Annotated in this window: 22 protein-coding genes; 3 read left to right on the top strand and 19 right to left on the bottom strand. The window is 69.6% G+C overall.

The annotated features are described in order from the left end of the window. Window positions 1–1031 precede the first annotated feature (1031 nt). Window positions 1032–2276, top strand: coding sequence for a hypothetical protein (locus JIX56_RS41085; RefSeq protein ID WP_257548718.1), 1245 nt, complete (start codon window positions 1032–1034; stop codon window positions 2274–2276). Window positions 2277–2339: 63 nt separating this feature from the next. Here the strand turns inward: JIX56_RS41085 and JIX56_RS41080 are convergent, their stop codons facing one another. Further along, a complete protein-coding gene (locus JIX56_RS41080) occupies window positions 2340–2546 on the bottom strand; it encodes a hypothetical protein (protein ID WP_257548716.1) in 207 nt (68 codons plus the stop codon). A 120-nt stretch (window positions 2547–2666) separates the two neighbouring features. Between JIX56_RS41080 and JIX56_RS41075 the strand changes: the two genes are divergently transcribed. Both JIX56_RS41075 and JIX56_RS41070 read left to right on the top strand, forming a co-directional pair. After that, entirely contained in the window at window positions 2667–5510 is a 2844-nt protein-coding gene (locus tag JIX56_RS41075) for a tetratricopeptide repeat protein (RefSeq protein ID WP_257548714.1), read from the top strand. Window positions 5511–6021: 511 nt separating this feature from the next. Then, entirely contained in the window at window positions 6022–6405 is a 384-nt protein-coding gene (locus JIX56_RS41070) for a hypothetical protein (RefSeq protein ID WP_257548712.1), read from the top strand. A gap of 54 nt (window positions 6406–6459) precedes the next feature. On the opposite strand, the gene hypE is transcribed toward JIX56_RS41070, so the two are convergent. The 18 genes from hypE to JIX56_RS40985 form a co-directional block, all read right to left on the bottom strand. Continuing rightward, window positions 6460–7539 (bottom strand): hydrogenase expression/formation protein HypE, encoded by a 1080-nt coding sequence (gene hypE, locus JIX56_RS41065; RefSeq protein WP_150469764.1) that lies wholly within the window; start codon window positions 7537–7539, stop codon window positions 6460–6462. Beyond that, window positions 7532–8659 carry a hydrogenase formation protein HypD gene (gene hypD, locus JIX56_RS41060; RefSeq protein ID WP_257548710.1) on the bottom strand — a complete coding sequence of 376 codons (1128 nt, stop codon included), beginning with the start codon at window positions 8657–8659 and terminating at the stop codon, window positions 7532–7534. Before hypD ends, hypE begins: the two co-directional genes overlap by 8 nt. Beyond that, on the bottom strand, window positions 8656–8961 hold the full coding sequence (locus JIX56_RS41055; protein ID WP_257548709.1) for a HypC/HybG/HupF family hydrogenase formation chaperone: 306 nt from the start codon (window positions 8959–8961) through the stop codon (window positions 8656–8658). Before JIX56_RS41055 ends, hypD begins: the two co-directional genes overlap by 4 nt. 32 nt (window positions 8962–8993) lie before the next feature. Beyond that, the gene (gene hypF, locus JIX56_RS41050; RefSeq protein WP_257548707.1) at window positions 8994–11384 is read right to left on the bottom strand and encodes a carbamoyltransferase HypF; all 2391 of its coding nucleotides are present in this window, start codon (window positions 11382–11384) and stop codon (window positions 8994–8996) included. Beyond that, window positions 11381–12136, bottom strand: a complete 756-nt coding sequence (gene hypB / locus JIX56_RS41045; RefSeq protein WP_257548699.1) for a hydrogenase nickel incorporation protein HypB — start codon at window positions 12134–12136, stop codon at window positions 11381–11383. The genes hypF and hypB overlap by 4 nt, the downstream gene beginning before the upstream one ends. A 3-nt stretch (window positions 12137–12139) precedes the next feature. Further along, window positions 12140–12538, bottom strand: coding sequence for a hydrogenase maturation nickel metallochaperone HypA/HybF (locus JIX56_RS41040; RefSeq protein WP_257548697.1), 399 nt, complete (start codon window positions 12536–12538; stop codon window positions 12140–12142). Window positions 12539–12680: 142 nt separating this feature from the next. After that, the gene (locus JIX56_RS48190; protein ID WP_373314921.1) at window positions 12681–12785 is read right to left on the bottom strand and encodes a DUF6893 family small protein; all 105 of its coding nucleotides are present in this window, start codon (window positions 12783–12785) and stop codon (window positions 12681–12683) included. Between the two features lie 11 nt (window positions 12786–12796). Then, complete coding sequence (locus JIX56_RS41035; RefSeq protein WP_257548695.1) at window positions 12797–13348, bottom strand: hydrogenase maturation protease; 552 nt, start codon at window positions 13346–13348, stop codon at window positions 12797–12799. Next, on the bottom strand, window positions 13345–14772 hold the full coding sequence (locus JIX56_RS41030; RefSeq protein WP_257548693.1) for a hypothetical protein: 1428 nt from the start codon (window positions 14770–14772) through the stop codon (window positions 13345–13347). The genes JIX56_RS41035 and JIX56_RS41030 overlap by 4 nt, the downstream gene beginning before the upstream one ends. Next, on the bottom strand, window positions 14769–15452 hold the full coding sequence (locus tag JIX56_RS41025; protein WP_257548692.1) for a DUF6084 family protein: 684 nt from the start codon (window positions 15450–15452) through the stop codon (window positions 14769–14771). Before JIX56_RS41025 ends, JIX56_RS41030 begins: the two co-directional genes overlap by 4 nt. Beyond that, window positions 15449–16090, bottom strand: coding sequence for a DUF5947 family protein (locus tag JIX56_RS41020; protein ID WP_257548689.1), 642 nt, complete (start codon window positions 16088–16090; stop codon window positions 15449–15451). The genes JIX56_RS41025 and JIX56_RS41020 overlap by 4 nt, the downstream gene beginning before the upstream one ends. Beyond that, complete coding sequence (locus tag JIX56_RS41015; RefSeq protein ID WP_257548687.1) at window positions 16087–16626, bottom strand: hypothetical protein; 540 nt, start codon at window positions 16624–16626, stop codon at window positions 16087–16089. Before JIX56_RS41015 ends, JIX56_RS41020 begins: the two co-directional genes overlap by 4 nt. Next, window positions 16623–18407 (bottom strand): nickel-dependent hydrogenase large subunit, encoded by a 1785-nt coding sequence (locus tag JIX56_RS41010; protein ID WP_257548685.1) that lies wholly within the window; start codon window positions 18405–18407, stop codon window positions 16623–16625. Before JIX56_RS41010 ends, JIX56_RS41015 begins: the two co-directional genes overlap by 4 nt. A gap of 86 nt (window positions 18408–18493) precedes the next feature. Next, on the bottom strand, window positions 18494–19582 hold the full coding sequence (locus JIX56_RS41005) for a hydrogenase expression protein HypE (RefSeq protein ID WP_150469776.1): 1089 nt from the start codon (window positions 19580–19582) through the stop codon (window positions 18494–18496). Between the two features lie 63 nt (window positions 19583–19645). Continuing rightward, window positions 19646–21427: a hydrogenase maturation protein gene (locus tag JIX56_RS41000; protein ID WP_257551405.1), complete on the bottom strand. Its 1782-nt coding sequence runs from the start codon at window positions 21425–21427 to the stop codon at window positions 19646–19648. 194 nt (window positions 21428–21621) lie between these two features. Next, complete coding sequence (locus JIX56_RS40995; RefSeq protein WP_257548683.1) at window positions 21622–21879, bottom strand: hypothetical protein; 258 nt, start codon at window positions 21877–21879, stop codon at window positions 21622–21624. Then, entirely contained in the window at window positions 21866–22180 is a 315-nt protein-coding gene (locus JIX56_RS40990) for a DUF6400 family protein (RefSeq protein WP_150469778.1), read from the bottom strand. Before JIX56_RS40990 ends, JIX56_RS40995 begins: the two co-directional genes overlap by 14 nt. 816 nt (window positions 22181–22996) lie before the next feature. Continuing rightward, the gene (locus tag JIX56_RS40985; protein WP_257548681.1) at window positions 22997–24196 is read right to left on the bottom strand and encodes an acyl-CoA dehydrogenase family protein; all 1200 of its coding nucleotides are present in this window, start codon (window positions 24194–24196) and stop codon (window positions 22997–22999) included. Window positions 24197–24205 lie beyond the last annotated feature (9 nt).

Here is a 24205-nt window from a genome sequence, read left to right as displayed (position 1 = left end):
ACCTGGAGTGGGACGGCGAGCGTCGAGGACGCTGCCGAGGCGTTCGGCTTGTCGAGATCGAAGAGCTATCGCCTCGTTCGCCGAGGAGCATTCCCATGCCGCGCGCTACCGATAGGGCTGCACCGCCCGCGTCGTCACCACCTCGCTCCTCCGCGTACTCGAGAGCGGCGAGCCGGAGTACAACGGAGCCTCCAGTGCAAGCCCCAATCCGTCATGACCAACTGCACGAGCACGCCCCGCCGCAGCAAGCCGGCGGGGCGTCGTCGTATCAGGTCCCGTCTACGCAGGGCCCCCGCCGGAGCAAGCCGACGGGGGGTCCTCACGTGTCACGGGCGATCACAAGCGTGTCACCAACCCCGCGGACGCACTCACGTAACAAGGCCCTGACCTTTGACTTACGCGCTCACCCTGGACCAACTGGACGCCCGTGGACGGTTTCTACGACATGTGCCATGTGGTACCGCGGCCCACTCGCTAGCACCACGTACCACTCATCAAGATCCGGACCAGGTGCGGACCGAATCAGCCTGGCACTCGACGTTTCCACTCTTGGTCGCAGGTCAGGAGCGAGGTCAGACGTGTACCACCAGCAGACGAAGAACCTTTATTGCAGCTACTCCCCGAAGGCAGTGGGGTTCTTCTAGCCCGCCAAGTCGAGCTCCAAAAAAGGAAATTGCCCTCCCGAATCCAGATCCACAGAGTCACTCATGGACATCAGGCCGTCACGCTAAGTCTGGAAAGGAGTCACTCAATAGCGCCTCCCGGACCAGTCACGGACCAGACTCCCGCCCAGGGTGAGGCAGGCGACAATCCGCTGACACGTGCGGTGGCACGGCGTAGCGGGACGGCTCAGGTTCTACATCGCGCTCCGCGGACGTGGGCACACGCGTCGTGCCCCACCGCTTTCATCACATGGTCCCCATGGCCATCGTGCTGGCCGCCATGTGCCTGGCTTGGTACGTCAACTCACCCCAGAGTGGAGGGGACCGATTGCCCGGCGGACTGTCAGTGGCTGCACATAACCTGCCGACATGCCCTCGACTCTCGGTGAGCTCCGCCAAGTCATGCTCGGTTCGATCTTCAAGCCCGAGGTTCCCCTGGGGCCGACCTGGGACATCCTCATCACCTGTCACGCCTCTGCAACGGGTAAAGGCAAGCTCCACGGAAGCTCCGAGTGCCGCATACTGCGGTCAGCCTCTTCTATGAACCAGATCGACATCCCATTCGGCGAAGCCATCGAGCGGCTCTGTGCGAACTGCCGGTGGCCTCTGCCCACGGACAGCCCCATCCTGGCGCTCGGCGCAGCGGTGAGCGACGTGGATTCTCTCACCATCTGGCTCGACAGGGATCCCGAAGACGAGGAGGACGTCGAGGCCGAGCGTGACGCCGCCATCGCCCTCTCCACTGGCGACTACCCACCCCACACCAATGACGTCGGCGACGCGGAAGAGGAGGACGACGAGACTGGGCACGCCGAGGAATGGGAGCGCTACGACCGCGCCCGTAACTTCCGCTCCGAACGCCACTCACACTGGCGCCGACTGCACTCCTATCTGACACGCAGCAACGAAGCAGTAGCCGACTACCCGTTCCTCGCCCCGTGGGCCGACGGGCTGCAGAGTCGCCTCACCGCCGTCCTCGATGCCGAGCGTCGCGCCTTCGCGGCCCTCGTCCAGCCTGCCCATCTACTCGAGGCTGCGGCCGTACGCGTCCTGCCCACGCCACAGTTCTCCGGCGATCCCGGCTTCGCCGGATTGGGAGCGGAGGCAGAGAAGACCTTCCGGCGAGCGTGGTACGAGTGGAGTCACCGAGCCACCTGGTCCTGGCAGCGCCTGGAAGATCAGGACTTCTCGGTGTACACCGTCGTCAGCGACGCCTTCGGGCGCCGCCGCAAGGGGAAGCCCGAGGCCCACGCCGCCTTCTGCCAGCTCACCGCCGACTGGATCCGCCAGGCACGCGAAGAAGCCGACCGCCCCGCCACCGCGCCCTGGCAGTTGGTGGCAGTCAAGGCACCCGCCCTCCCCCGAACCCGCCACAGCGAGCCGGAACGCGACCCCCTCACCCCATGGGAGGCATCCGTCATCGCCACCTACCAGGTGGCTTTCAACCGAAAGGCCGGCACCGCAGCCCTGCTCGTTCCCCACCTTGTCGCCGAGCAACTGCTCGCATGTGCCTCCCACGACATGCCAGTCCAGCGCCTTGCCCCCGACGGCAGCGCGCTGCCCGCAGAGGCGCTGCTGGAGCAGTGGGATCACGAGAGCCTCACCCGCACGTGACCTCGCGCTGTCAGGTCACTAGTCGATCACCGGCTGCGACGATCTCGGGAGAAACCGCGCGATTTACAGCCTCGGGGTTACTGCGGCGAGGGCCGCGGTGAAGGCGGTGGCGAGGGTGAGGGTAGTCGCGAAGGCGATCCCAGCGCGGGTGAGAGCGGCGGGATAGGTGGCGCCGTCGAGACGCGCCAGCTTCCCCGCTACTGCGGCGGCCAAGACCGCGACGACGACCACCAAGGCGGTAACGAGCAGGATGAGGGCGAGCGTGGGCACGGTGTTCTCCTTCGGTCACGAGCAGCGGGTGCTGTCGCGGCCCCAAGGTCCCGAAAATGATGGTCGTTGGGGTTCGGCCGGACAATGATGAACACCGACGAACACTGAGGGGGCGGGAGCATGGCGGGCGAGGACACCGACGACCGGGAGGAGGCGCTTACAAAACTGCGGGAGCTGCTGGCCGATGAACTGGCCAATGCCCGTCTGGCCAAAGCTCAGCTCGCGATCCGAGCGAGTTTGGGGCGTACCACGGTCTCCGAGGCATACCAGGTGGGCGGGCCGATGCCGTCGGCGGTCACCGTGGCAGCGCTGGCGCGTGCTCTCAAGCTCCCGAACGAGAAGCGGGACTTGCTGCTGGCGCTGCGGCGCCGTGCTGCCGGCGAAGGCGGTGAGGGTCCGATCGTGCGTGGCGGGCCGGGAAGGCCGGTCGAGGAGTGGGATCCCCACGACCTTGAAGTGCATCCCGCCGGCACCGAGCCCGGGGCCGGAATGCGGGCGACGCGTGCCTTGTCGGGGTATGCGCGGCGCAGGCACGACGAGGTGCTCGCCGAGGTGGTGCGCGCCGCAGTGGCCGCCGGGCGTAGTGGGATGGTGGTGTTGGTCGGGTCATCGTCGACGGGGAAGACACGGGCGTGTTGGGAGGCGGTACGAGCGCTGGCCGGGACGGGGTGGCGACTGTGGCATCCCTTCGAACCGACCCGCGCGGACGCCGCGCTCGCGAATCTGGAGAAGGTCGGGCCTCAGACGGTGGTGTGGCTGAACGAAGCTCAGCACTACCTCGGCGACCCCAACACCGGCGAGCGTGTCGCCGCTGCCCTGCACTCGTTGCTGACTGACCCGGAGCGGGCGCCGGTGGTGGTGTTTGGGACACTATGGCCGGAGTACGTCGAGAAGTACACCGCCTTGCCGCCGCCCGGTGCGCCGGACACCCATAGCCGGCTCCGGGAATTGCTGAGCGGGCGGACCGTGATCGTCCCGGAAGCATTCGACGAGGCAGCCCTCGATACCGCACGGGACCTCGCTGCCGCTGGTGACGAGTTGCTGAGGGACGCGCTCGGCCGCGTAGAAGGGCACGGTCGGCTCGCTCAGGATCTCGCCGGTGGCCCAGAGCTCCTGCGGCGGTATCAGCAAGGCACGCCCTCGGCACGAGCCCTGTTGGAAGCGGCTATGGACGCCCGTCGGCTCGGCGTCGGCCTCCACCTCCCCCAAGCCTTCCTCATCGACGCCGCCGAGGACTACTTCAGCGACCACGACTACAACTACCGCAGCCCCGACTGGGCCGAAGCCGCCTTCGCCGCCCTCGCCGAACCCGTCCACGGCAAACAAGCACCCCTCACTCGAACTGCCACTCGACCCGCACGGCGCCCTCCGGGCGGGTCGGTACCCGCCGAAGTGACGGCGTCGGTGGGTAGGGGCACAGCGTTCCGGCTGGCGGACTACCTCGAACAACACGGCCGCGCGGAACGCTGGTACCTGTGTCCCCCGGCATCGTTCTGGCACTCAGCCCATACCCACCTCACCCACGCCGAAGACCTCACCAACCTCTCCCTCGCCGCGCAACAACGGTGGCGTCGGCAATGGGCCCACCATCTCCGCCAGAGAGCCCTCGCAACCGACACCTCCAACCGCGGACCCCGCCTGATCCGCATGGCGGAGGTGTGGGAGAAGAGCGGGGATAGGGAGATCGCCGAGGCCCTCGCCCGCGAAGCCGCCGCAGATGGAAGCCCGTATTGCCTGACCTCCTTGGCGAAGGCGCGGGCAAAGGCCGGGGATCGCAAAGGTGCTGAAGCCCTCCTCCTCGAAGCCTCCGCAGCCGGGGACTTCGACTCCCTGACATTCTTGCTGGATCTGTGGGAGAGGGGTGAAGGCCCCGGCAGAGCCGAGACCCTCCTCCGCGAAGTGGCCGATGCAGGCAACGCCGACGCCCTGATTCACCTGGCTTCCCTTCGGGAAAGGGCCGGGGACCCCGAGGCCGCTGAAGCCTTCCTTCGCGAAGCCGCCGACGCCGGAAGAACCCACGCCCTGCTCCGCTTGTCGTACCTGCGGATGGAGGTCGGAGACCACGAGGGAGCCGAAACCCTCGCCCACAAAGCAGCCGCTGCTGGCGATTCCATGGCACTGAGCCTCTTGGCCGAGCTGCGGGAAGCGGCCGGGGACCGTGAGGGAGCCGAAGCCCTCGCCCGCGAAGCAGCCGCTGACGGCGACTCAACGGCTGCGTCTCGGATTGTGGAGCGGCGAGAGAACGCAGGCGACCATGAAGAAGCCGAAACCCTCGCCCTCAGAACAGCCAACGCGGGTAGCACGGAAGCCCTAGACCTCCTGTTGGAGCTGCGGGAAGAGGCAGGAGACCGCGAGGGAGCCGAAACCCTCGCCTTCAGAGCAGCTGGCGCCGGGCATGCTTGGGCTCTGCACCTCCTTGCGGAGATCCGGCATGCTGAGGGGGACCACAAGGGAGCCGAACTCCTCGCACGCGAAGCCGCCGATGCCAACGACCCGTTCGCCCTGGCCATGCTGGCCGAGATACGGGAGGACACGGGCGATTGCGAAGAAGCCGAAACGCTCGCCTTCAGAGCGGCTGGCGCCGGAAACGTCTTCGCGCTGCCTCGCCTGGGGCTGCAGCGGGAGCGATCTGGGAACCATGAGGGCGCGGATGCCTTCGCTCGTAAAGTGTCCGACGCCGGGTACACCATGCTCTTGGCCAGCCTGGCCCAGATGCGAGCACGGGCTGGGGACCGCGAAAGCGCCGAAATTCTCGCCCACGAAGCGGCCAGCGCCAGAGACCCAGACGCTCTGGTCCTTCTTGGGGAACTATGCGAGGAAGCGGGTAACCACGAGCGAGCTGAGGCCCTCTTCCGAGCAGCCGCAAACACGGGAGAAGCCAAGTCGCTCAGAGCCTTCGCACGGTGGCCGCACGGCCTGGAACCGGACGGTTCACCGACGCCGCCCTGGTTTAGGGATCTCTGAGCCGGGCCTCTCGACCGACGCCGACGGCCCAGGAGACCTCGCCGTCCCGGTCGTCGGTCCCGGGAGAGGCCAGTCCCGAGCGACTGGGACAACCCACTGCAGCCGCAGCATGACGCGAACCAGCGCCAGCACACCAAGATCCGGACCATTTCCGGACCAGCCCACGCCAAGCGTCCCCGCCAACTCCCGTTTCCGCTGATCAGTATGGGTGCGACTGCTGTACCACCAATAGACCAAGAACCTTTTGGTCAGTTACTCGCCCAAGAAACTGGGCTTCTTTTAGAACGCCGTGAAGGGCGTCTGTCGCGGTTGGGCAGGCGTCCTCGACCACTCACATGAGGGCCTCTCCGGACGCGGGTGCGGATGTCGCAATCCGCACCGAGCCAGAAGGCCCTCACTCATTTCAAGGACACTCATGAAGTGCCCAAAATATTGCAAGGTGAGATAATTTACCTAACAAGGGGACGCGTCACAGGCGTTCCCCACCGACCGTGAAAAGGCGGATCCGACCATGTCGAAGAAACCACGTTCGTCCGAGCCACCGCACGGAAAGGGTCCCAGCCGTCACCAGGGCACCGGACAGCACGGCTGGTCGCCCGATGTGGACGAGACGCGCCAGCAGGACAATCCGAGCGCCCACCGCTCCTTCCGACCCGAGCAGGCCGGCGAAAGAGGTAGGGGCCGGTCGATGTCCCCGGAGGAGACGAAGCCCGTTCCGGGCGACACGGCCAAGAGCCGCAGCGCGAGCGGCGAGAAGTACGGCGACGCGGACGAGAAGGGCAGACGCGACACCGGACGCAAGGGCCGCTCCCAGCGCCCCAGCGGCACCAAGGACGCTTCCGCCACGACCGGCGTGGATCCACAGGACCCACCGTCCGGGCGTCGGCCAGGTTGACGGTCCCATCGCGCCTGGACGGCCTGGCCCGCGCCCGGACGAGCGACGCCCCTGTCAGCAGATCCGCGGCAGTTGCTCCCCGATCGGCAGATCGACCACCCGCGTCCCTCCCAGGCCGGTCCGTGCCACGACCATGCCGGGATGCCCCTCCACGGCCTCACCGATGATCACGGAGTCCGCGCCCAGAGGATGGGCGCGCATCACCCCGAGGACGGCGTCGGCGTGCTCGCGCGGGACGAAGGCGACCAGCTTGCCCTCGTTGGCGATGTACATGGGGTCCAGTCCGAGAATGGCGCAGGCGTTGGCCACGGCCGGCGGGACCGGGACGTCGCGTTCCCGGATGACTACCCCGGTGCCGGAGGCCTGCGCGATCTCATTGAGCGCGGCGGCCAGGCCGCCTCGGGTGGGGTCGCGCAGGACGTGCAGGTCCGGGGTGACGGCGAGCATGGCGTCGACCAGGCCGCCGAGCGCCGCGCAGTCGCTCTTGATCTCCACTCCGAACTCCAGTCCCTCGCGTACGCTCATGACCGCCACCCCGTGGACGCCGATGGCGCCGCTGACGATCACGACGTCACCGGGGACGACCCGCTGAGGGCGCAGATCGACGCCCGCCGGGACGAGACCGATGCCCGCGGTGTTGATGTAGATCCCGTCGCCGTGGCCGGCCTCCACCACCTTGGTGTCGCCGGTGGCGACCTCCACACAGGCGGTGCGCGCGGCCGCGCCCAGCGCCTCGGACACTCGCGTGACCACGTCGAGCTCGACGCCCTCCTCCAGGATGAATCCGCAGGAGAGGTAGGCGGCGCGGGCGCCGCTCATGGCGAGGTCGTTGACAGTGCCGTTGACCGCCAGGTCGCCGATGCTGCCGCCGGGGAAGAACAGTGGCCGCACCACGTAGGAGTCGGTTGAGAACGCCAGCCGGGCACCGCCCACGGAGAGGACGGCGGCGTCACCCATCTGGGCGAGCACCTCGCCCCCGAAGGCAGGCGCGAAGATCTGCTGGACCAGTTCGGCGGAGAGCACTCCGCCGCCGCCGTGGCCCATGACGACACGCGGCCGGTCCCGCAGGGGCGCCGGACACGTCCACGCCTCGACGTCCAGGGCGGGGCCGGGAAGATCGGTGGTGTCAGACAACGGGGGTCGCCTCCTGGGCCTTGGCGGCGGGCATGTCCAGCCGCCGGTAGAGGTAGTACGCGGCGCAGGCTCCCTCGCTGGAGACCATGGTGGCCCCCAGCGGCGTACGAGGCGTGCACAGAGTGCCGAAGGCCTCGCACTCGTGCGGCTTGAGCAGCCCCTGCAGGACCTCTCCGCTGCGGCACTCGGCCGGCTCCTGCGTGCGGATGCCCTCGACGGAGAAGCGGTGCTCGGCGTCGTAGGCGCGGTACTTCGGCGCCAGCCGCCAGCCGCTCTGCGGGATCACCCCGATGCCGCGCCAGGCACGGTCGGTAACGTCGAAGACGTCCTCCAGCATGGCCCGGGCGGCCGGGTTGCCCTCCGCGCGAACGGCACGGGCGTAGGCGTTGTCGACGGTGTGCTCACCGCGTTCCAGCTGCCGGACGGTACGGCGCACGCCTTCGAGGATGTCCAGTGGCTCGAAGCCCGTCACGACGATCGGCACGCGGAAGCGCTCCGCCAGTTCCGGGTACTCCCCCATGCCCATCACGCTGCAGACATGGCCGGCCGCGAGGAAGCCCTGCACCCGGCAGCTCGGCGACGACATGATGGCCTCGATGGCGGGCGGTACGCGGACATGGGACACCAGCATGCTGAAGTTCGGGATGCCCAGCTTCCGGGCCTGATGGACCGTCATGGCGTTGGGGGGTGCGGTCGTCTCGAAGCCGATGCCGAAGAACACCACCTCGCGGTCCGGGTTCTGCTGGGCGATCCGCAGCGCGTCGAGCGGTGAGTAGACGACGCGCACGTCACCGCCCTCTCCGCGGACCTGGAACAGATCCCGTCCGGTGCCCGGCACACGCAGCATGTCACCGAAGGAACAGAAGATCACCTCCGGTCGGGAGGCGATCTCCAGAGCCTTGTCGATGACCTCCAGCGGAGTCACGCACACCGGACAGCCGGGTCCGTGGATCAACTCAATCTTGTCCGGCAGGAGTTGGTCGATGCCGTGCCGGATGATGCTGTGCGTCTGCCCTCCGCACACCTCCATCAGCGCCCACGGCCTGGTCACCGTGGCGTGGATGTCGTCGAGCAGCCGGCGGGCCAGCTCCGGGTCCTGGAACTCGTCGATGTACTTCACTGGTTGCGCACCTCTTCCACCGGTTCCGAGCCCGCCGCCTCCGCCGCCGTTTCCCAGGGGTCGCCGAACTCCTCCTGCAGCAGGCCGAGTTCGGCGAAGAGTTCGAGCGTCTGTCGCGCCGACTCCTCGTCCAGCCGTTGGAGGGCGAACCCGACGTGGACGATGGCGTACTCGCCGACCTTGAGGTCGGGCAGGTACTCCAGGCACACCTCCTTGACCACGCCGCCGAAGTCGACGGTGGCCATTCGGGTGCCGTCCCGTTCCTCGATGTCCAGCACTCTGCCGGGTACCGCCAGGCACATGAGCCTCTCCTCGCTGTGGGTCGCGCGTCTGCTCAGTCGGTGGGCGTGGGAGTGGCGCGGGCGGCCACCATCAGTTGGCCCAGCGCCAGGCCACCGTCGTTGGGCGGCACCAGGTGGTGCCGCAGGACCGTGAAGCCGTCCTCGCGCAGGGTGGCGGCACAGGCCGAGGAGAGCAGCGTGTTGGCGAACACGCCTCCCGTCAGGGCGACCGTGTCCAGCCCGTGCCGCTCTCGCGCCCGCGCGCACATCCGGTGCACCAGGCCGGCCACGCCCCGGTGGAAGCGCGCGGCGACCAGAGCCGGCTCGACGCCCCCGCGCAGGTCGCCGACGATCGCCGCGAGTACGGGCGCCGGATCGGCCCGTACGGCGCCGTCCCGGTTCTCCTCCGACGCGTGCAGGGCGAAGGCGTACGCGGTGGTGTCGTCGGCCGGTGCGTGCAGAGCCGCGCCCTCCAGCTCGACGGCGGCCTGTGCCTCGTATCCGGCTCGGTGGCACACCCCGGCGAGAGAGGACACGGCGTCGAAGAGCCGGCCCATGCTGGACGTGGGAACACAGTTCAGGCCGCGCTCCAACTGCCGTTCCAGGACGTGGAGTTCGTCGGGCGGGCAGGCGGTCGTACAGGCGAGGTCGTCGGACCAGTCGATCCCGGCCGCCCTCAGATGGGCCAGCGCCATGCGGTACGGCCGGCGCACCGCGGCGTCACCACCGGGCAGGGGAACATACGCGAGATGTCCGAACCGGGTGAAGCGGTCGTAGTCCGCGCACAGGAACTCCCCGCCCCACACGGCGCCGTCGTCGCCGTGGCCGGTGCCGTCGAAGGCGACGCCGATCACCGGCCGGGTGCCGTCCAGTCCATGCTCGGCCATGGCGGCGGCGATGTGCGCGTGATGGTGCTGGACGCGTACGACGGGCCGGTGCGCCGCGTTCCGGTCGGCCCATCCGGCGGAGCGGTAGCCAGGATGCCGGTCACAGACCAGGGCCTCGGGCCGCACTCCCGTGATGGACTCCAACTGCGCCGTCGCGCGCTCGAAGACCTGTTGGGTGCCGACGTCGTCCATGTCGCCGATGTGCGCCGACAGCCAGGCTTGACGGCCCGCCCCGAGACAGAAGGCGTTCTTCAGGTCTCCGCCGACAGCGAGGGCCGGCCGCACGGGCAGCGGGAGGGAGACCGGCAACGGGGCGTAGCCACGCGAGCGGCGGATCACCAGTGGCTCCCCGTCGCAGACGCGGACCACGGAGTCGTCGCACGGGACGTGGATCGGCCGGTCGTGCGTGAGCCAGGCGTCGGCCAGGTGCGCGAGTCGCTCCAGCGCCTCGTTGTCGTCGGTGACGATCGGCTCACCGGACAGGTTGCCGCTGGTCATGACGAGCAGCCTGGGGCCGTCCGAGTCTCCGGGCAGACCGAGCAGCAGATGGTGCACGGGCGTGTAGGGCAGCATCACGCCGAGGTCGGGACTGCCGGGTGCCACGGCATCGGCGGGCCGGAGGTCCCCGGGGGCGTACGACGGGTGCGGACGCCGCCTCACCAGGACGACCGGCCTGGCACGGCCTTCGAGCAGGCTCCGCTCCGCCGGGCTCAGCCGGACGAGGTGACGGACGTCGTCCGCGGTCCTGGCCATGACGGCGAACGGCTTGTCCCCGCGCGCCTTTCGCCGGCGCAGGAGGGCGACCGCCTCCTGGTTCGAGGCATCGCAGGCCAGGTGGTAGCCGCCCAGGCCCTTCACGGCGAGGATCGCGCCCCGCTTCAGCAGCGCACGGGCCTCGGTGACCGGGTCTGCCCCCTCGACCTTCCTGAGCCGTGCCTCCTGGGCGAGGACCAGCCGCAGACGGGGCCCGCAGGCCGGGCAGGCGACCGGCTGCGCGTGGAACCGGCGGTCGGCCGGATCCGCGTACTCCCGGGCGCAGTCGGGGCACATCGCGAAGCCGGCCATGGTGGTGTTCGCCCGGTCGTACGGCACGCCGGTGACGATCGTGAAGCGCGGGCCGCAGTGAGTGCAGTTGACGAACGGGTGCCGGTAGCGCCGGTCCGCCGGGGCGGCCAACTCGGCGAGGCAGTCGGCACAGGTGGCGGAGTCGGAGGAGACCAGGGTGCGGGCCGGTCCACCGGTGCGCGAGGTGAGGATGGTGAACGTGGTGCCGCCGGCGGGAGACATCTCCCGGTGGTGGACGGACTCCACGCGGGCCAGCGGCGGTGCCTGGGCGGCGATCAGGTCGCAGAACCGGGCCACGGCCGCGGCGCTGCCCTCGACCTCCGCGACGACGCCCTCCGGGGTGTTGGTCACGTGTCCGGCCAGGGCGAGTTCGGTGGCAAGGCCGTAGAGGTAGGGCCTGAAGCCCACGCCCTGTACCACTCCCCGGACGGTGACCCGGCGGCGGCGTGGGGTGTTCTCGGCGACGGCGGTCGGAGCCTGCGGACCGCTCACGAGTGGATGTGGGCCATGGTGCCGATGGCCTCCGGGTGCGCGTGCGGGTGACTGTGGTGATGAGGCTGCCGGGCCATGACCGGTGAGTGGACAGGTGTGCCGTCCACGGCGGCCAGCGCCCGGTCGAGCAGGGCGCCGACTCCCTGCCCCCGGCGTGCCGAAGTCAGGATCACTTCGACTCCGGGATTGACCTGCTCCACATTCGCGCGGAACGCCGCCTCGTCGAACTCGACGGCCTCCGCGATGTCGGTCTTGGTGACCACCACAAGGTGGGCGAGGCCGAAGGCGGTGGGGTACTTGAGCGGCTTGTCCTCGCCCTCCGTCACGGAGGCGAGGGTGACCCTGAGTGTCTCCCCCAGGTCGTAGGAGGCCGGGCAGACCAGGTTGCCGACGTTCTCCACGAACAGCAGCCGGGTGTCGTCGGGCAGCCACCCGTCCAGGTGCCCGGCGAGCATCCCCGCCTCCAGATGGCACAGTCCGTCGGTGAGTACCTGCTTGACGGGGACCCCCGAACGCGCCAGCCGGGCCACGTCGTTCTCGGTGGCCAGATCGGCGCTCAGCGCCGCGACGGGAACGGCCCGCTCCCGTGCCCGCAGCAGTTCGCGCTCCAGCAGCGCGGTCTTGCCGCTGCCCGGACTGGACAGCAGGTTGACCACCGCGGTGCCTCGCGCCGCGAGGTGCGCGCGCAGTTCGTGGGCGCTCGCGTCGTTCTTCGCGAGTACGGCCTGTCGCAGGTCGACGACACGGCACATGGTTCAGCGCTCCTCGGAGATCGGTTCGCGGGTGGGCGTGTGCGCGGGACCGCCGTCCTCCCAGTGCACGTCGAGGATCTGCAGTTCCCGGCCCGCGAGCAGGTCGGTCTGCGTACCCCCGCACGCGGGGCAGGTCAGCCGGGGAGGCATGCCGACGGCCCATTCGTGTGCGCAGGGGGTGCAGCGGGCCCATCCCGGCACCGCTTCTGTGATCAGTTCGGCGCCTTCAAGCAGGGTTCCGGCGCAGGCCAGTTCGAAGGAGAAGGCGAGCGCATCGGGTACGACGCCGGCCAGTTCGCCCACCTGGAGCCGTACCCATCGCACCGCCGTGACGTCTTTGGCCCGTGTGGCGGCCTCTTCCACCTGGTCGACGACGGCCAGCGCGACGGACATCTCGTGCATGGGTCTCCGTCCTTCCGCAGCCTGCCTCCCGCCGGGCTTCATTAGAGGCGGGCGCCCCCTGGTCGCACGCCCGGCACGCCGTCACCGGCCGGCGGATACACCGTTCGACGCAACCTCACGGCGCACCGGTGGCTCCCCCGTTTCACATCCGTCGGATCCGCAGGTAGCGCCGGAGGTCGGGAAGCACCTCGGCGACGACAGCGACCAGGGCGGCGAGGGCCGCTCCGCCGATGACGATCTTCTTCATCCCGTCTCTCCTCATGTCGAGATCCCACCGGCCGTGGCCCGCGGCGCGGACTCTCCCGGCTTCCCGTGCCTCAGCAGCTTTTCGATCAGCCGGACGGCCTGCGGTACGGCGTCGGACACCGGCGGGCTGAGACCGATGCCCTCGTCCACCGAGGCCGGTTCGCATCCCACGACCAGGACGCGGCGTGGTGGCTCGCCGCCGGTCCCGGCGCACAGGGTGCCCAGCAGAGCCAGGACGGTGTCGGGGGTCATCCGGTGGCCGTCCAGCGCGGGGGCGGCGGATGAAGGGCTCTCTCCGCAGACGTCGTGCTCGATCACGTACAGCGTGCCGGGGACTTCGCCGCGTGCCGTGGCGTCCACGAGGACGAGGGTGTCGTAGCCGTCCAGCAGCTGGTAGGCGAGGTGCACCCCGCGCACTCCGATGTCCACGACCTCGATGTGTCCGGGCAGGCCGTGCTCGGCGAGCCGGCGGGCGGTCTCCACACCGAAGCCGTCGTCCCCGAGAAAGATGTTGCCGATGCCGGCGACCAGGGTCCTGGGGCCTGACCACGGGGAGGGGTTCATACGTCCTCCAGCGGTGTGACCTCGTCGGGCTGGAAGTACAGGAACCGTCCCTGCTCGCGGCGGATGTCGGCGCCCGGGTCGCCCTCGACCGTGACCGCCAGGTGCACCCCCCCGTCGACGTCGTGCAGCACCGCCTCGACCTTCGCGGTGCGGCCCCGCAGGAAAATGTCCTGCGCGTCCGTGCGCCGCAGGCCCGGGTGCAGTTCGACGCGGCTGCCCTGGCCCACCGACCGGCCGTCCACGACCACCCGGTCCCGCGCGGGGTCGAAGCCCGCCTCGCTCGCCGGGTCCCACCAGGGGGTGTCGGGCCGCTGCACCCCGTACTCGTCGGGGAAGCCGCCGTCCGGGGTGGATGGGCCCGGGCCGGTCACTTCACGCAGACTGCGCACCGCCCCGTGCAGCCGCTCCAGAACCTCGGGCGGCATCGAGTCCGCCAGCTCGATCACGGCGGCCGCCCGCTCGTCGGTGCCCCGGGCCTCGCGCTTCTCCTCGTCGGTGAGGGCCGCGGTGCGCAGCGCGAGGATCTCGTCGATCTCGGTGGCGTCGTAGAGCGCGCCGGGGCTCTCCGGTGCGATGGCCGGATGGTCGTCCAGGATGATCGGCGAGGACAGCACCAGGTCGGCGCGGCCGGGTTCGCCGGCGAGTACGGGCCAGGTGTGCAGGTTGCGGCAGGCGGCGACCGCGCCCTTCGCCCACTCAGGGGGATCGGTCATCGACAGGAATGATCCAGCGCTGAGGGCCATGAGGAGGTGGGTGGCCACCAGGGAGTGCGGCAGCGCCGCGTCCCGGTCCGCGCCGCGTTCCTCGGGGGGTGTCCAGTCGCTGGTGTTCTCGACGACGGCGGTCAGCCGCAGGGCCCGGTAGGGGCCGTCGAGTTCGCGGGCGGACAGCCGGACCGTCCCACTGATCTCCTCGGACCGCCGGACCAGTCGGCCGACGGTTCGGCCGGCCGCGTCCAGGACCGGTTCGGTGTCCTCGCGGGCGGGGCGCCGGAAGGGATGGGTCACGCCGTCGCCGAGGAGTTCGTCCACCGACGCGACCACCTCGACACGCTCCTCGCCGCCCTCGTCCCAGGGCACCAGCACCCGGTCCTCGAGGCGGAGTTCGGAGACGGTGTCGTAGCCTCCGTCCGGGCGGGCCCGCTGCACCGTGCGCCGTCGGGCGTGCAGGAAGCGCACCTCGACCGAGAGGGTCGCCCCCGCCTTCGGTTCCATCAGGCACTCGGTGTGCTGGAAGTCGTGCTCCTCGCACTCGGCGCCCCAGCCGGGCGGTACGAGCACCCCGAACTGCCAGCGCAGCCGGTTCTTGGCGGCCGAGGCGCGGTACGGGTAGAGCACGTAGCCCTCGAAGAGGACGGCGTCGGCCACCTGCCGGGCGACGGCGAACCGCTCCTCCGTCCCGGGGGCGAACGCGGTCACGGTCACGGATGGGTCCTTCCGGTGGTGCCGGTGAGGGCGCGCAGCGGGTCGTGCGCGGGCGGGTCCGCACCCTCCAGCAGCGCCGCGACGGTCGCCTCCCAGGAGGGCAGGGCGTGCCGGGAGCGGTAGGCGAGGAGGGCGTCCATGGTGTCGCGGGGCAGCCGGATCCAGCCGCAGCCGGGAAAGTGCTGCTCGACCATCTCCTGCCAGGCGGTGACGGGCATCCGGAAGGCCGCCTCCCGGTCCCACGGGACCGGTTCGACCTGGAAACCGCCGACGCCGGTGAACGCCGTACCGGAGAAGAGCATCAGCAGCGGGACCTCGCCGTCGGTGAGGGCGGTGAGGTAGCGGGTCGCGGCGACGTCCATGTCGTAGGTGCAGGGCACGACGAGGTCGGCTTCGGTCTCCCCCGTGAAGCTGGGGACCATGAGCGAGACCTGGGCGAACTGCACCGGCTGGAGCGTGCTGCCCCAGCGGGAGCGCTCGCCGAAGAGGTCCGCCAGTCCGTCGGCCTCGGCGGATTCGTAGGCTCGGCGGGCGGGTTCGACGCGGATCTGGCAGCGCAGCGCGAGGGCGTGCACGCGGGCATTGCCGGCGGCTGTGACGCGCAGCCGGAAGACGAGGGTCGGTCCGGCGGCGTACCGGTCGGCGCGGACGCCGGTGCAGGCGAAGGAGAACTCCGTCACGGCCGTACCGCCTCGTCCACGGGCCGGACGCGTCGCGCGACGTCCGCGAAGAACGCGTCCAGCGCGGCCCGGGCCTCGGCCCCGCCGTCGAAGCCCTGCCACAACAGGCGCATGCGGCCGACGAGTTCGTAGCAGATGTCGATCGGTACGAGGTGGCACTCGAAGCGGCCGTCGGTGCGGCGGAGCAGCAGCGCCTCCACGTCGGGTTCGAGCAGTTCGGCGAGGCGGCTGCCGCCGAGGACGTCGGTCCATGTGGCCGGTTCGAGTTCGCTCTCGGTTGCTCCGGCCGGGCTCGGGTAGAGGGCGACGAGCCGGTCGAGTGCCGCGTTACGGAAGAGGAAGGCGACGCCGACCGGGATCTGCAACGCGTCCCACGCGCTCTCGTCGAGGCGGTGCCCGGGGTCGGTGAGGTAGCGGGCGGGGACCGTGCGGAAGCGGCCGGCGGCGGCGCCCGGCTGTTCCATCAGCAGCGCACAGGGGGTACAGGCGCAGACGAGGGCGCGTTTCTCGGTGTCGACAAGATGACGGTGGTCCGCCTCCACCGTCACGGCGCACAACTCGCACCGTTCGGGCTGCGGAGGTCTCTCGGTGAGGAACCTCCGCAGGCCGGGCATGCGCGTCGCCGGGGACGCCGTCATCGGGCCCCCGTCGGTGCCGTGCTGATCTGAAGGAGTGTGGGCCCGGCGGGCGCGGTCTGTACGTCGACGGCCCTGACCTCCGGCGCGAAACAGGCGAGCGCGGCCTCCGCGGCCTCCCGGGCGCCCGCACCGGAGCCGGAGCCACATCCGCAGCCACCGGCCTCCCTGGCCCGCAGCGTGAGGGTGCCGCTTTCCTCGTCGAAGTCCACGACGTCCAGGGCGTGTTCCCGTACGACGTCGAGGGCGCGGGCGATACGGGTGTCGCGGTCCTCGGGGTGCAGGTCGTGCAGGACGAGCAGGCTCGCGACCAGTTCGTCACCGAGCAGTGCCGCCGGCGGTCCGCCGGGAGCGGAGGACAGCAGGTCGAGGAGTCGGGCCAGGCCGGCACCGTAGAAGTCCATGAGGGACCGGACGAGTTCCTCCGCCGCTGCGGCGGCGGCCGGGTCGCCGCTCGCGGTCAGTCGCTCCAGCACCTCCTCGACACGGCGTCCGGTCTGCTCCGCGTTCACCGGCGCCGTGGCCGTCGCCGCGCTCATCCGCCCAGTCCGCTCAGGCCGGTGGGCACGTGCATCGACTTCACGGTCTTGCCGCCGCCGACGTACATGTGGACGCCGCAGGGCAGACAGGGGTCAAAGCTGCGGACGGCGCGCATGATGTCGATGCCCTTGAAGTTCTCCGGGGTGTTCTCCTCGAAGATGGGCGTGTTCTGCACGGCGTCCTCGTACGGGCCCGGTGTGCCGAAGGTGTCCCTGGTGCTGGCGTTCCAGGGGGTCGGCGGGTACGGGTGATAGTTGGCGATCTTGCCGTCGCGGATCACCATGTGGTGGGAGAGGACACCGCGGACCGCCTCGGTGAAGCCGACGCCGATGCTCTCGTCCGGGACCTCGAACTTCTCCCAGGTCTGGGTGCGTCCGGCTCGGACCTCCGCGAGTCCCTTCTCCGCGCAGTGCAGGGCGACGGCGGCGGCGTACGCCTGGAAGTAGGTGCGGGCGCGGTTGCGCTCCAGCGCGTTGGACCACTTCGGGATCTTCCACTCGAAGGTGGTCTCCGGCTTGGTCATGGTCCTGGGCAGGTTGATGACCACGCTATGGCCGGTGGCCTTGACGTACCCGATGTCGACGAGACCGGACAGGGCGGTCGACCACAGGCGGGCGATGGGGCCGCCGCCGGTGTCCAGGGCGAGGTGGTCCTTGCCGTCGAACCAGCGCGGGGACATGACCCAGCTGTACTTGTCGTCGAAGTTCCGCTTCTGCGGGGCGGGGATGGTGTGCTGGTTCCACGGGTGGCGCGGGTCCACCGGGTTGCCGAGCGGGTCATGGGTGACGAACTGCTCCTGGCCCTGCCAGTCCTCGTAGTAGGAGCTGCCGAGCAGGATGCGGATGCCGAGGTTGATCTCGGTGAGGTCGTTGGTGACGAGTTTGCCGTCGACGACGATGCCGGGCGTGACGAACATGCGCCGGCCCCAGTCGGTCATGTTGGCGTAGGTGAAGTCGCAGTACTCGGGGTCGTTGAGCGCGCCCCAGCAGCCGAGCATGACCCGGCGGCGGCCGACCTCCTCGTACCCGGGCAGGGCCTCGTAGAAGAAGTCGAACAGGTCGTCGTGGAGGGGCACGACGCGCTTCATGAACTCGACGTAGCGCATCAGCCGGCTGAGGTAGTCCGTGAAGAGCTGCACGGAGGCGATGGTTCCGACGCCGCCCGGGTAGAGCGTGGAGGGGTGCACATGGCGGCCCTCCATCAGGCAGAACATCTCGCGCGTGTAGCGGCTGACCTGGAGGGCCTCGCGGTAGAACTCCCCTTCGAGGGGGTTCAGCGAGCGCATGATGTCGGCGATGGTGCGGTAGCCGTGCTCGGCCGCGTGCGGGGCCTCGGTGCGCTCGGCGAGTTCGAGGACGCCGGGGTTGGTCTCCTTGACCATCTTCTCGCAGTAGTCGACCCCGACCAGGTTCTCCTGGAAGATGTTGTGGTCGAACATGTACTCCGCGGACTCGCCGAGGTTGATGATCCACTCACCGAGGTGCGGGGGCTTCACGCCGTACGCCATGTTCTGCGCGTAGACCGAACAGGTGGCGTGGTTGTCGCCGCAGATCCCGCAGATGCGGCTGGTGATGAAGTGGGCGTCGCGGGGGTCCTTGCCGCACATGAAGACGCTGTAGCCGCGGAAGACCGACGAGGTGCTGTAGCACTCGGCGACTCGCTTCTGCTTGAAGTCGATCTTCGTGTGGATGCCCAGGCTGCCCACGATCCGGGTGATCGGGTCCCAGGCCATCTCCACCAGGCCGCTGCCGTCGCCGGCCGCCTTCGTCGTCGGTGCCATCTGTGTGCCGTGCCCTTCGTTGCGCGGGAGGTTCGTGTGGGGGGTGCATGCACGAAAACGGGGAGCGGATCAACTGCGGCGAATGCTCACCACGGGGGTCGGTATCCGGTGGTGATCCTGTCTCCGGTACGGCGCCACTTGGGTTCCTTGTCCACCGTCTTGGCCGTGATCGACCGCAGCCTGCGGACCACGGCGCCGTAGGCTCCGCTGGCGTTGCTCGACACCTTGGCGCCGGGGGGCTCGTCCATGAACGGCATGAACTTGTCGGGGAAGCCGGGCATGGTGCAGGCGATGCAGATGCCGCCGACGTTGGGGCAGCCGCCGATCCCGTTCATCCAGCCGCGCTTGGGCACGTTGCACTTGACGACCGGGCCCCAGCAGCCGAGCTTGACCAGGCACGTCGGCGAGTCGTACGACATCGCGAACTGGCCCTGTTCGTAGTAGCCCGCACGGTCGCAGCCCTCGTGCACGGTGGCCCCGAACAGCCAGGTGGGACGCAGCTTGTCGTCCAGCGGGATCATCGGGGCGGCGCCGGCCGCCTGGTAGAGCAGGTAGGTGAGCGTCTCGGAGAAGTTGTCGGGCTGGATCGGACAGCCGGGGACGCACACGATGGGGATGCCCGCGTGGGACTTCCAGTCCCAGCCGAGGTAGTCCGGCACGCCCATCGCGCCGGTCGGGTTGCCCGCCATGGCGTGGATGCCGCCGTAGGTGGCGCAGGTGCCGATGGCGACGACCGCCAGTGCCTTCGGGGCGAGCCGGTCGATCCACTCGCTGGTGGTGATCGGCTGGCCGGTCTCCGGGTTGTCGCCGAAGCCGCACCAATAGCCCTCGGGCTTGATCGCCTCATTGGGGACGGAGCCCTCGACGACCAGCACGAACGGGTCGATCTCGCCCCGCTCCCCTTTGAAGAACCACTCGATGAACGTGTCGGAGCCGCCGACCGGACCGCACTCGAAGTCGATGAGCGGCCAGTGGACGGCGATCTTCGGAAGGCCCGGCAGCACACCGAGCACGATCTCCTCGATGCTGGGCTGCATGGCCGCCGTCAACGCGACCGAGTCACCGTCGCAGCTCAGGCCGGCGTTGATCCAGAGAATGTGGATCGTGGGTGTCTCGTCGGCGGGCGCGCCGCTTGCGTCCGCAGCGCCGACCGTGTCCGGCGTCGCCTCAGTCATGGGACCGCCTCCTGGGGAGGTAAGGGATGAAAGCCCAGATTTCGACCATCGCTTTCCTTCGTATCAGCCGTTCGGCCGTGATGAGACGCCGTTGAGGGCCGTTCCGGTGACATCCGCGGCGGAGGGGGTCGGACCGGTTTGCGCAACCTGGGCGGGACCGAGGTGCGGCGGGGTGCACGCCGGCCGCTCCTTGTGGACGAAGGAACGACGCAGCGAGTGGTACGGGGCATCCGGGTCGTCGAAGGTCCGGCGCATCCGGGCCAGCTCCTGCTCACGGAAGCCGGCCAGCGGGGTCACGCTCTCCAGCCGGTCCAGCTCCGTCTTCTTCGCGGTGATCCGTGACGCCGTCGCCGGCAGTGACGCCAGACGGGCCGCCAGGCCGCCGACCTCCCGCGGGAACTCACCAGGAGAGCAGTCGACCACCCGGTCGACGAGCCCGAGGCGCAGTGCGCTCGCCGAGCTCACCGGCAGGGCCTCACGCATGAGCCGTTCGGCCGTCGCGGGACCCACCTTGCGGGGCAGGGTGTGCGTCCAGTACTCCGAGCCGTACAGGCCCATCAGACGGTAGTGGGGGTTCAGCACGGCGCCCGAGCGGCACCACACCTCGTCGGCCGCCAGGGCGAGCATCACCCCGCCCGCCGCGGCGTTGCCCGCGACCGCCGCGACCACCAGCCGGTCCGTCGTCGTCAGGACCGCCTCGACCAGATCGTCGATGGCATTGATGTTCGCCCAGGACTCGGCAGCGGGGTCGTCCGCGGCCTCGATGACGCCCAGGTGGATCCCGTTGGAGAAGAAGTCCCGTTCGCCGCCCAGCACCAGTACGGACGTGGGCCGCTCGCACGCTTCCCGGTAGGCGTCCAGCAGACGTCGGCACTGCTCCGTGCTCATGGCGCCGCCGGGGAAGGAGAACGAGAGGAACCCGACGTTCCCCTCCTCCCGGTAGCGGATGTCCGTCCAGGTACGGTGCCGCACCTCGGGCAGCAGGGGCAGGGCATGATCGGGCAGGGGCGGCAGCCGGTCGCCCAGTGCCCGCACGGCCGGCAGTTTGTACGTGGGCGGCTGCCCGGGCACGCGCCGGGGCCGCAGCTCGGGGATCCACACGGCGCCGTCCTTGGTGGCCCGGCACACCGCCCCGGCCCTGGTGGCCAGCAGCTCGCCCGGGCGGCCTCGCAACACGCTCTCGGGATGACCGCCATGCAGGTACCACTCGCGGCCGAGCAGCACGTCCAGCACACCGGGCTGCGAGTCCGCTGCTCTCAGCTTGCGCAGGACATCCTGCGTGGAGTCCTCGGCCCAGTCGATTCGCCGGACGCTCTGATCGAGGTACGGACGGGGGCGCGGGCGCGAGTCGGCGGTGCCTGCCGCGTCCTGCCTGCGCGGTACGTGTGTGCCCCCGGCGAAGCGCTCCACCGAGAGCATGACGGCTTCGAGCGCGGCGTCGGCGATCTCGCCCCGGTACAGCTCGCTCTTGGACACCTGGGGAATCCGGCACGGTACACAGGCCCACACGTCACCGGCGTCCATCTCCGCGTCGGCCTGCAGGACGGTGACGCCCCACTGGTCGACGCCCTCGTGAATCGCCCAGTCCAGGGAGGAGGGTCCGCGGTCGCCCACGGGCCCCGGATGGACGATGAGGCAGGTGTGCGCTGTCCATACCTCCTCGGGAATCGCCGTCTTCAGCATCGGCGCCACGATGAGCTGTGGTGCATGCCGCTGCACGGTTTCGGGCAACGGGCTGCCGGGCAGGGCGAGTTCCACCGCCACGGCGTGGCCACGGTCGCGCAGCTCGGCGTGGACACGCTGGGTGAGGCTGTTGAACGCACTGGCTAGGAGCAGGATGTGCACGGCTGCCTCCGGGCGGACGAACGGCAGGCAGGGATATCCGCCGACCACGATCCTCGGCCAGGGCGGCCCGCCGTCCCCGACGACAGACGGTGGAGTCATCCGAAAAGCGGGCGCCGATCCGCCGTCCGGCCTCACCGGCCATCGCCCGCGGCGACACCGACGGCCCGGCTCCCCGCGTCACCCGTCGTGAAAGATCAGCGTCGTCGCAGGCCGCTGGTGATGCGCTCCCACGGGGAGCGGGTGGCACCGAAGTGGGTCTCGTGCGTCCAAATGTGAGTGCACGACCGGCACTGCAGGTGGAGCAGGCTGCCGACGTGGGAAAGCAGGTAGCACCAGTGCTCGGAACAGGTGCGCCCCTGCTCGCAGGTGGCGCACCCGCGACGGTCGTCGCAGTTCGGGCAGGCCACCCAGGCGCGACGCCCGATGTCCGCCTGCGGGTCAAGCGGCAGCATCGCTGCCGCCTCTCCGCGGCAGCACACCGGCCGAGACCAGCTCGTCGTACACGCGCTGCTGCTCGGCGCTGAGGCCGGAATACAGCAGCTCATACGCCGCTTCCTCGCCGCGCAGCGCGGCGACGGGGTCCCAGTCGGGGCCGAGAGCGTCCAGGACATGAGCGCGCCGGAGCAGTTCATGTGAGCTCAGGTCGACGTCCAGGTCGACCCTTGGGAACGGGTCGGGTCGGTCCGTCGCGGGCCTGCTTTCCGCGGCGGGTTCGTCCGGTTCACCTGGAAGGGCGCGGCCATGGGAGGACATGGGACCGAACGTAGGCAAGCGCTTCTCGCCCCGGCAAGAGCAGGTGGGAGAAGTCACAGCACGCCCGCGCCCCCAGGGGACGTCCGGAGGCGACCCGTACGTGCCAGGTGGTGCTGGGCGCATTCCCCGCACAGCACGGATACACCCCGGGGAAGAGCTCCGCTGCGGACCTCGGCCCGATCCCGCCGGAACACGTCAGCACGTTCGAGCGACGCTGAACATGAACCCCGCCACAGGACGGGCCCTGGCCGACCGGGCGACTCCGTGTCAACAGTCTCCATCTATGCCTGTTCGTCCCCGCAAAGCCCTGGCCGCGTCTTCGCGCGCCAGGAGACGGTCGCCCATGCGCTGAGGCCCCCTGCATCGGGTTCGAGGATCAAGATCCGGACCATTTACGGGGCGGTCGTCCCGCCGACGACCGCGCCAGGCATCATTCCTGCTGGTCATCCCGGATGCGGCGCGTGTACCACCATGAGACGAAGAACGTTCTTGTTTCATACAGTCCGAAGAAACTTGGGTTCTCTTAGAGTCTAAAGTCGGCTGCCTGGAGGCTTCGTTGGACTCCAGGCAACCCACCACGGATGCCACTCTCCGTCATCAACTCGACACCTGCGCTGCTGTCCGAGCTCCAAAGGATCCGTCCGCCCAGCGGTGGCCGACGCACGACCCGCCGCGAAGTACCTTCGGTGACGAGATACATGAGATTGGAACGTTCAACCGAACCAGCGGCCCAGGGCGTCCAGTTCGAGACCCGGCAGGTCGCTGGTGTCGGCGAGAGAGGCCGAGTGCGTCATGGCGTGACCTCCGCGGCGTCGATCAGTCCGCTGTGTCGCGCTTCGAGGTCACGTTCCCTCGTCCGGTCTCCCTGCCGGCCGCGAGGTCCCGGCCGATGATCTCCTTCATGATCTCGGTGGTCCCGCCGTAGACGGTCTGGATGCGGGAGTCGAGGAAGGCTCGCGCGACGGGGTACTCCTTCATGTAGCCGTAGCCTCCATGGAGTTGGAGGCAGCGGTCCACGGTTTTCGTCTGGAGCTCGGTGGCCCACCACTTCGCCTTGGCCGCGTCGACGGCGGTGAGGGTGCCCTCGTTCAACGCCTCGATGGCACGGTCCAGGTAGACGCGGGTGATGTCGGCCTGGGTCGTCAGCTCAGCCAGCAGGAAGCGGCTGTTCTGGAAGTCCGCGACCGGGCGGCCGAAGGCGGTGCGCTCGGTGCAGTAGTCCAGCGTCTGCTCCAGCACGGTCTCGGTGACGCACTGGGCCGAAACCGCGATGGCCATCCGCTCGCGCGGCAGCCGCTCCATCAGGTGCACGAAGCCGCGGCCCTCCGTGCCCAGGAGGTTGGCCGCCGGTACGCGGACAGAGTCGAAGAACAGTTCGGCGGTGTCCTGCGCGTGCAGACCGATCTTGTCCAGCTTGCGGCCCCGGGTGAAGCCCGGCATGCCTCGTTCGACGACGAACAGGCTCATGCCGCGCGCTCCGGCGGCGGGATCGGTGCGCGCCAGCACGATGACCAGATCGGACAGGATGCCGCTGGTGATGAAGGTCTTGGCGCCGTCGAGCACCCACTCGTCGCCGTCACGGACGGCGGAAGTCCGGATGCCCTGGAGGTCGCTGCCCGCGCCGGGCTCGGTCATGGCGATGGCCGTGATCGTCTCGCCGGCACAGATGCCGGGAAGCCAGCGCCGTTTCTGTTCCTCGGTGCCGAGATCCAGGAGGTACGGCAGCACGATGTCGTCCTGGACACTGAACCCCGAGCCCAGGGACGCCGCGCCCACCTCGGCGAACTCCTCCATCATCACGGTGCGGTAGCGGAAGTCGTCCTGTCCCCCGCCGCCGTACTCCTCGGGCACGGCGAGCCCCAGCAGTCCCTGCTTTCCCGCGGCCGTCCACACCGCCCGGTCGATGAGGTGATCGGCGTCCCAGCGCTCCTGATGCGGGACGACCTCTCGTACGACGAACTCCCGCACGACGTCGCGGAAGTCCTCGTGGTCCTGGTCGTAAAGAGTGCGCTCCACTGTCCTTCT

Origin of the sequence: Streptomyces sp. CA-210063, assembly GCF_024612015.1 — a bacterium.
Classification (GTDB): domain Bacteria; phylum Actinomycetota; class Actinomycetes; order Streptomycetales; family Streptomycetaceae; genus Streptomyces.
The sequence above is the reverse complement of the archived record's forward strand: the minus strand, read 5'-3'. Positions and strand labels throughout refer to the sequence as shown.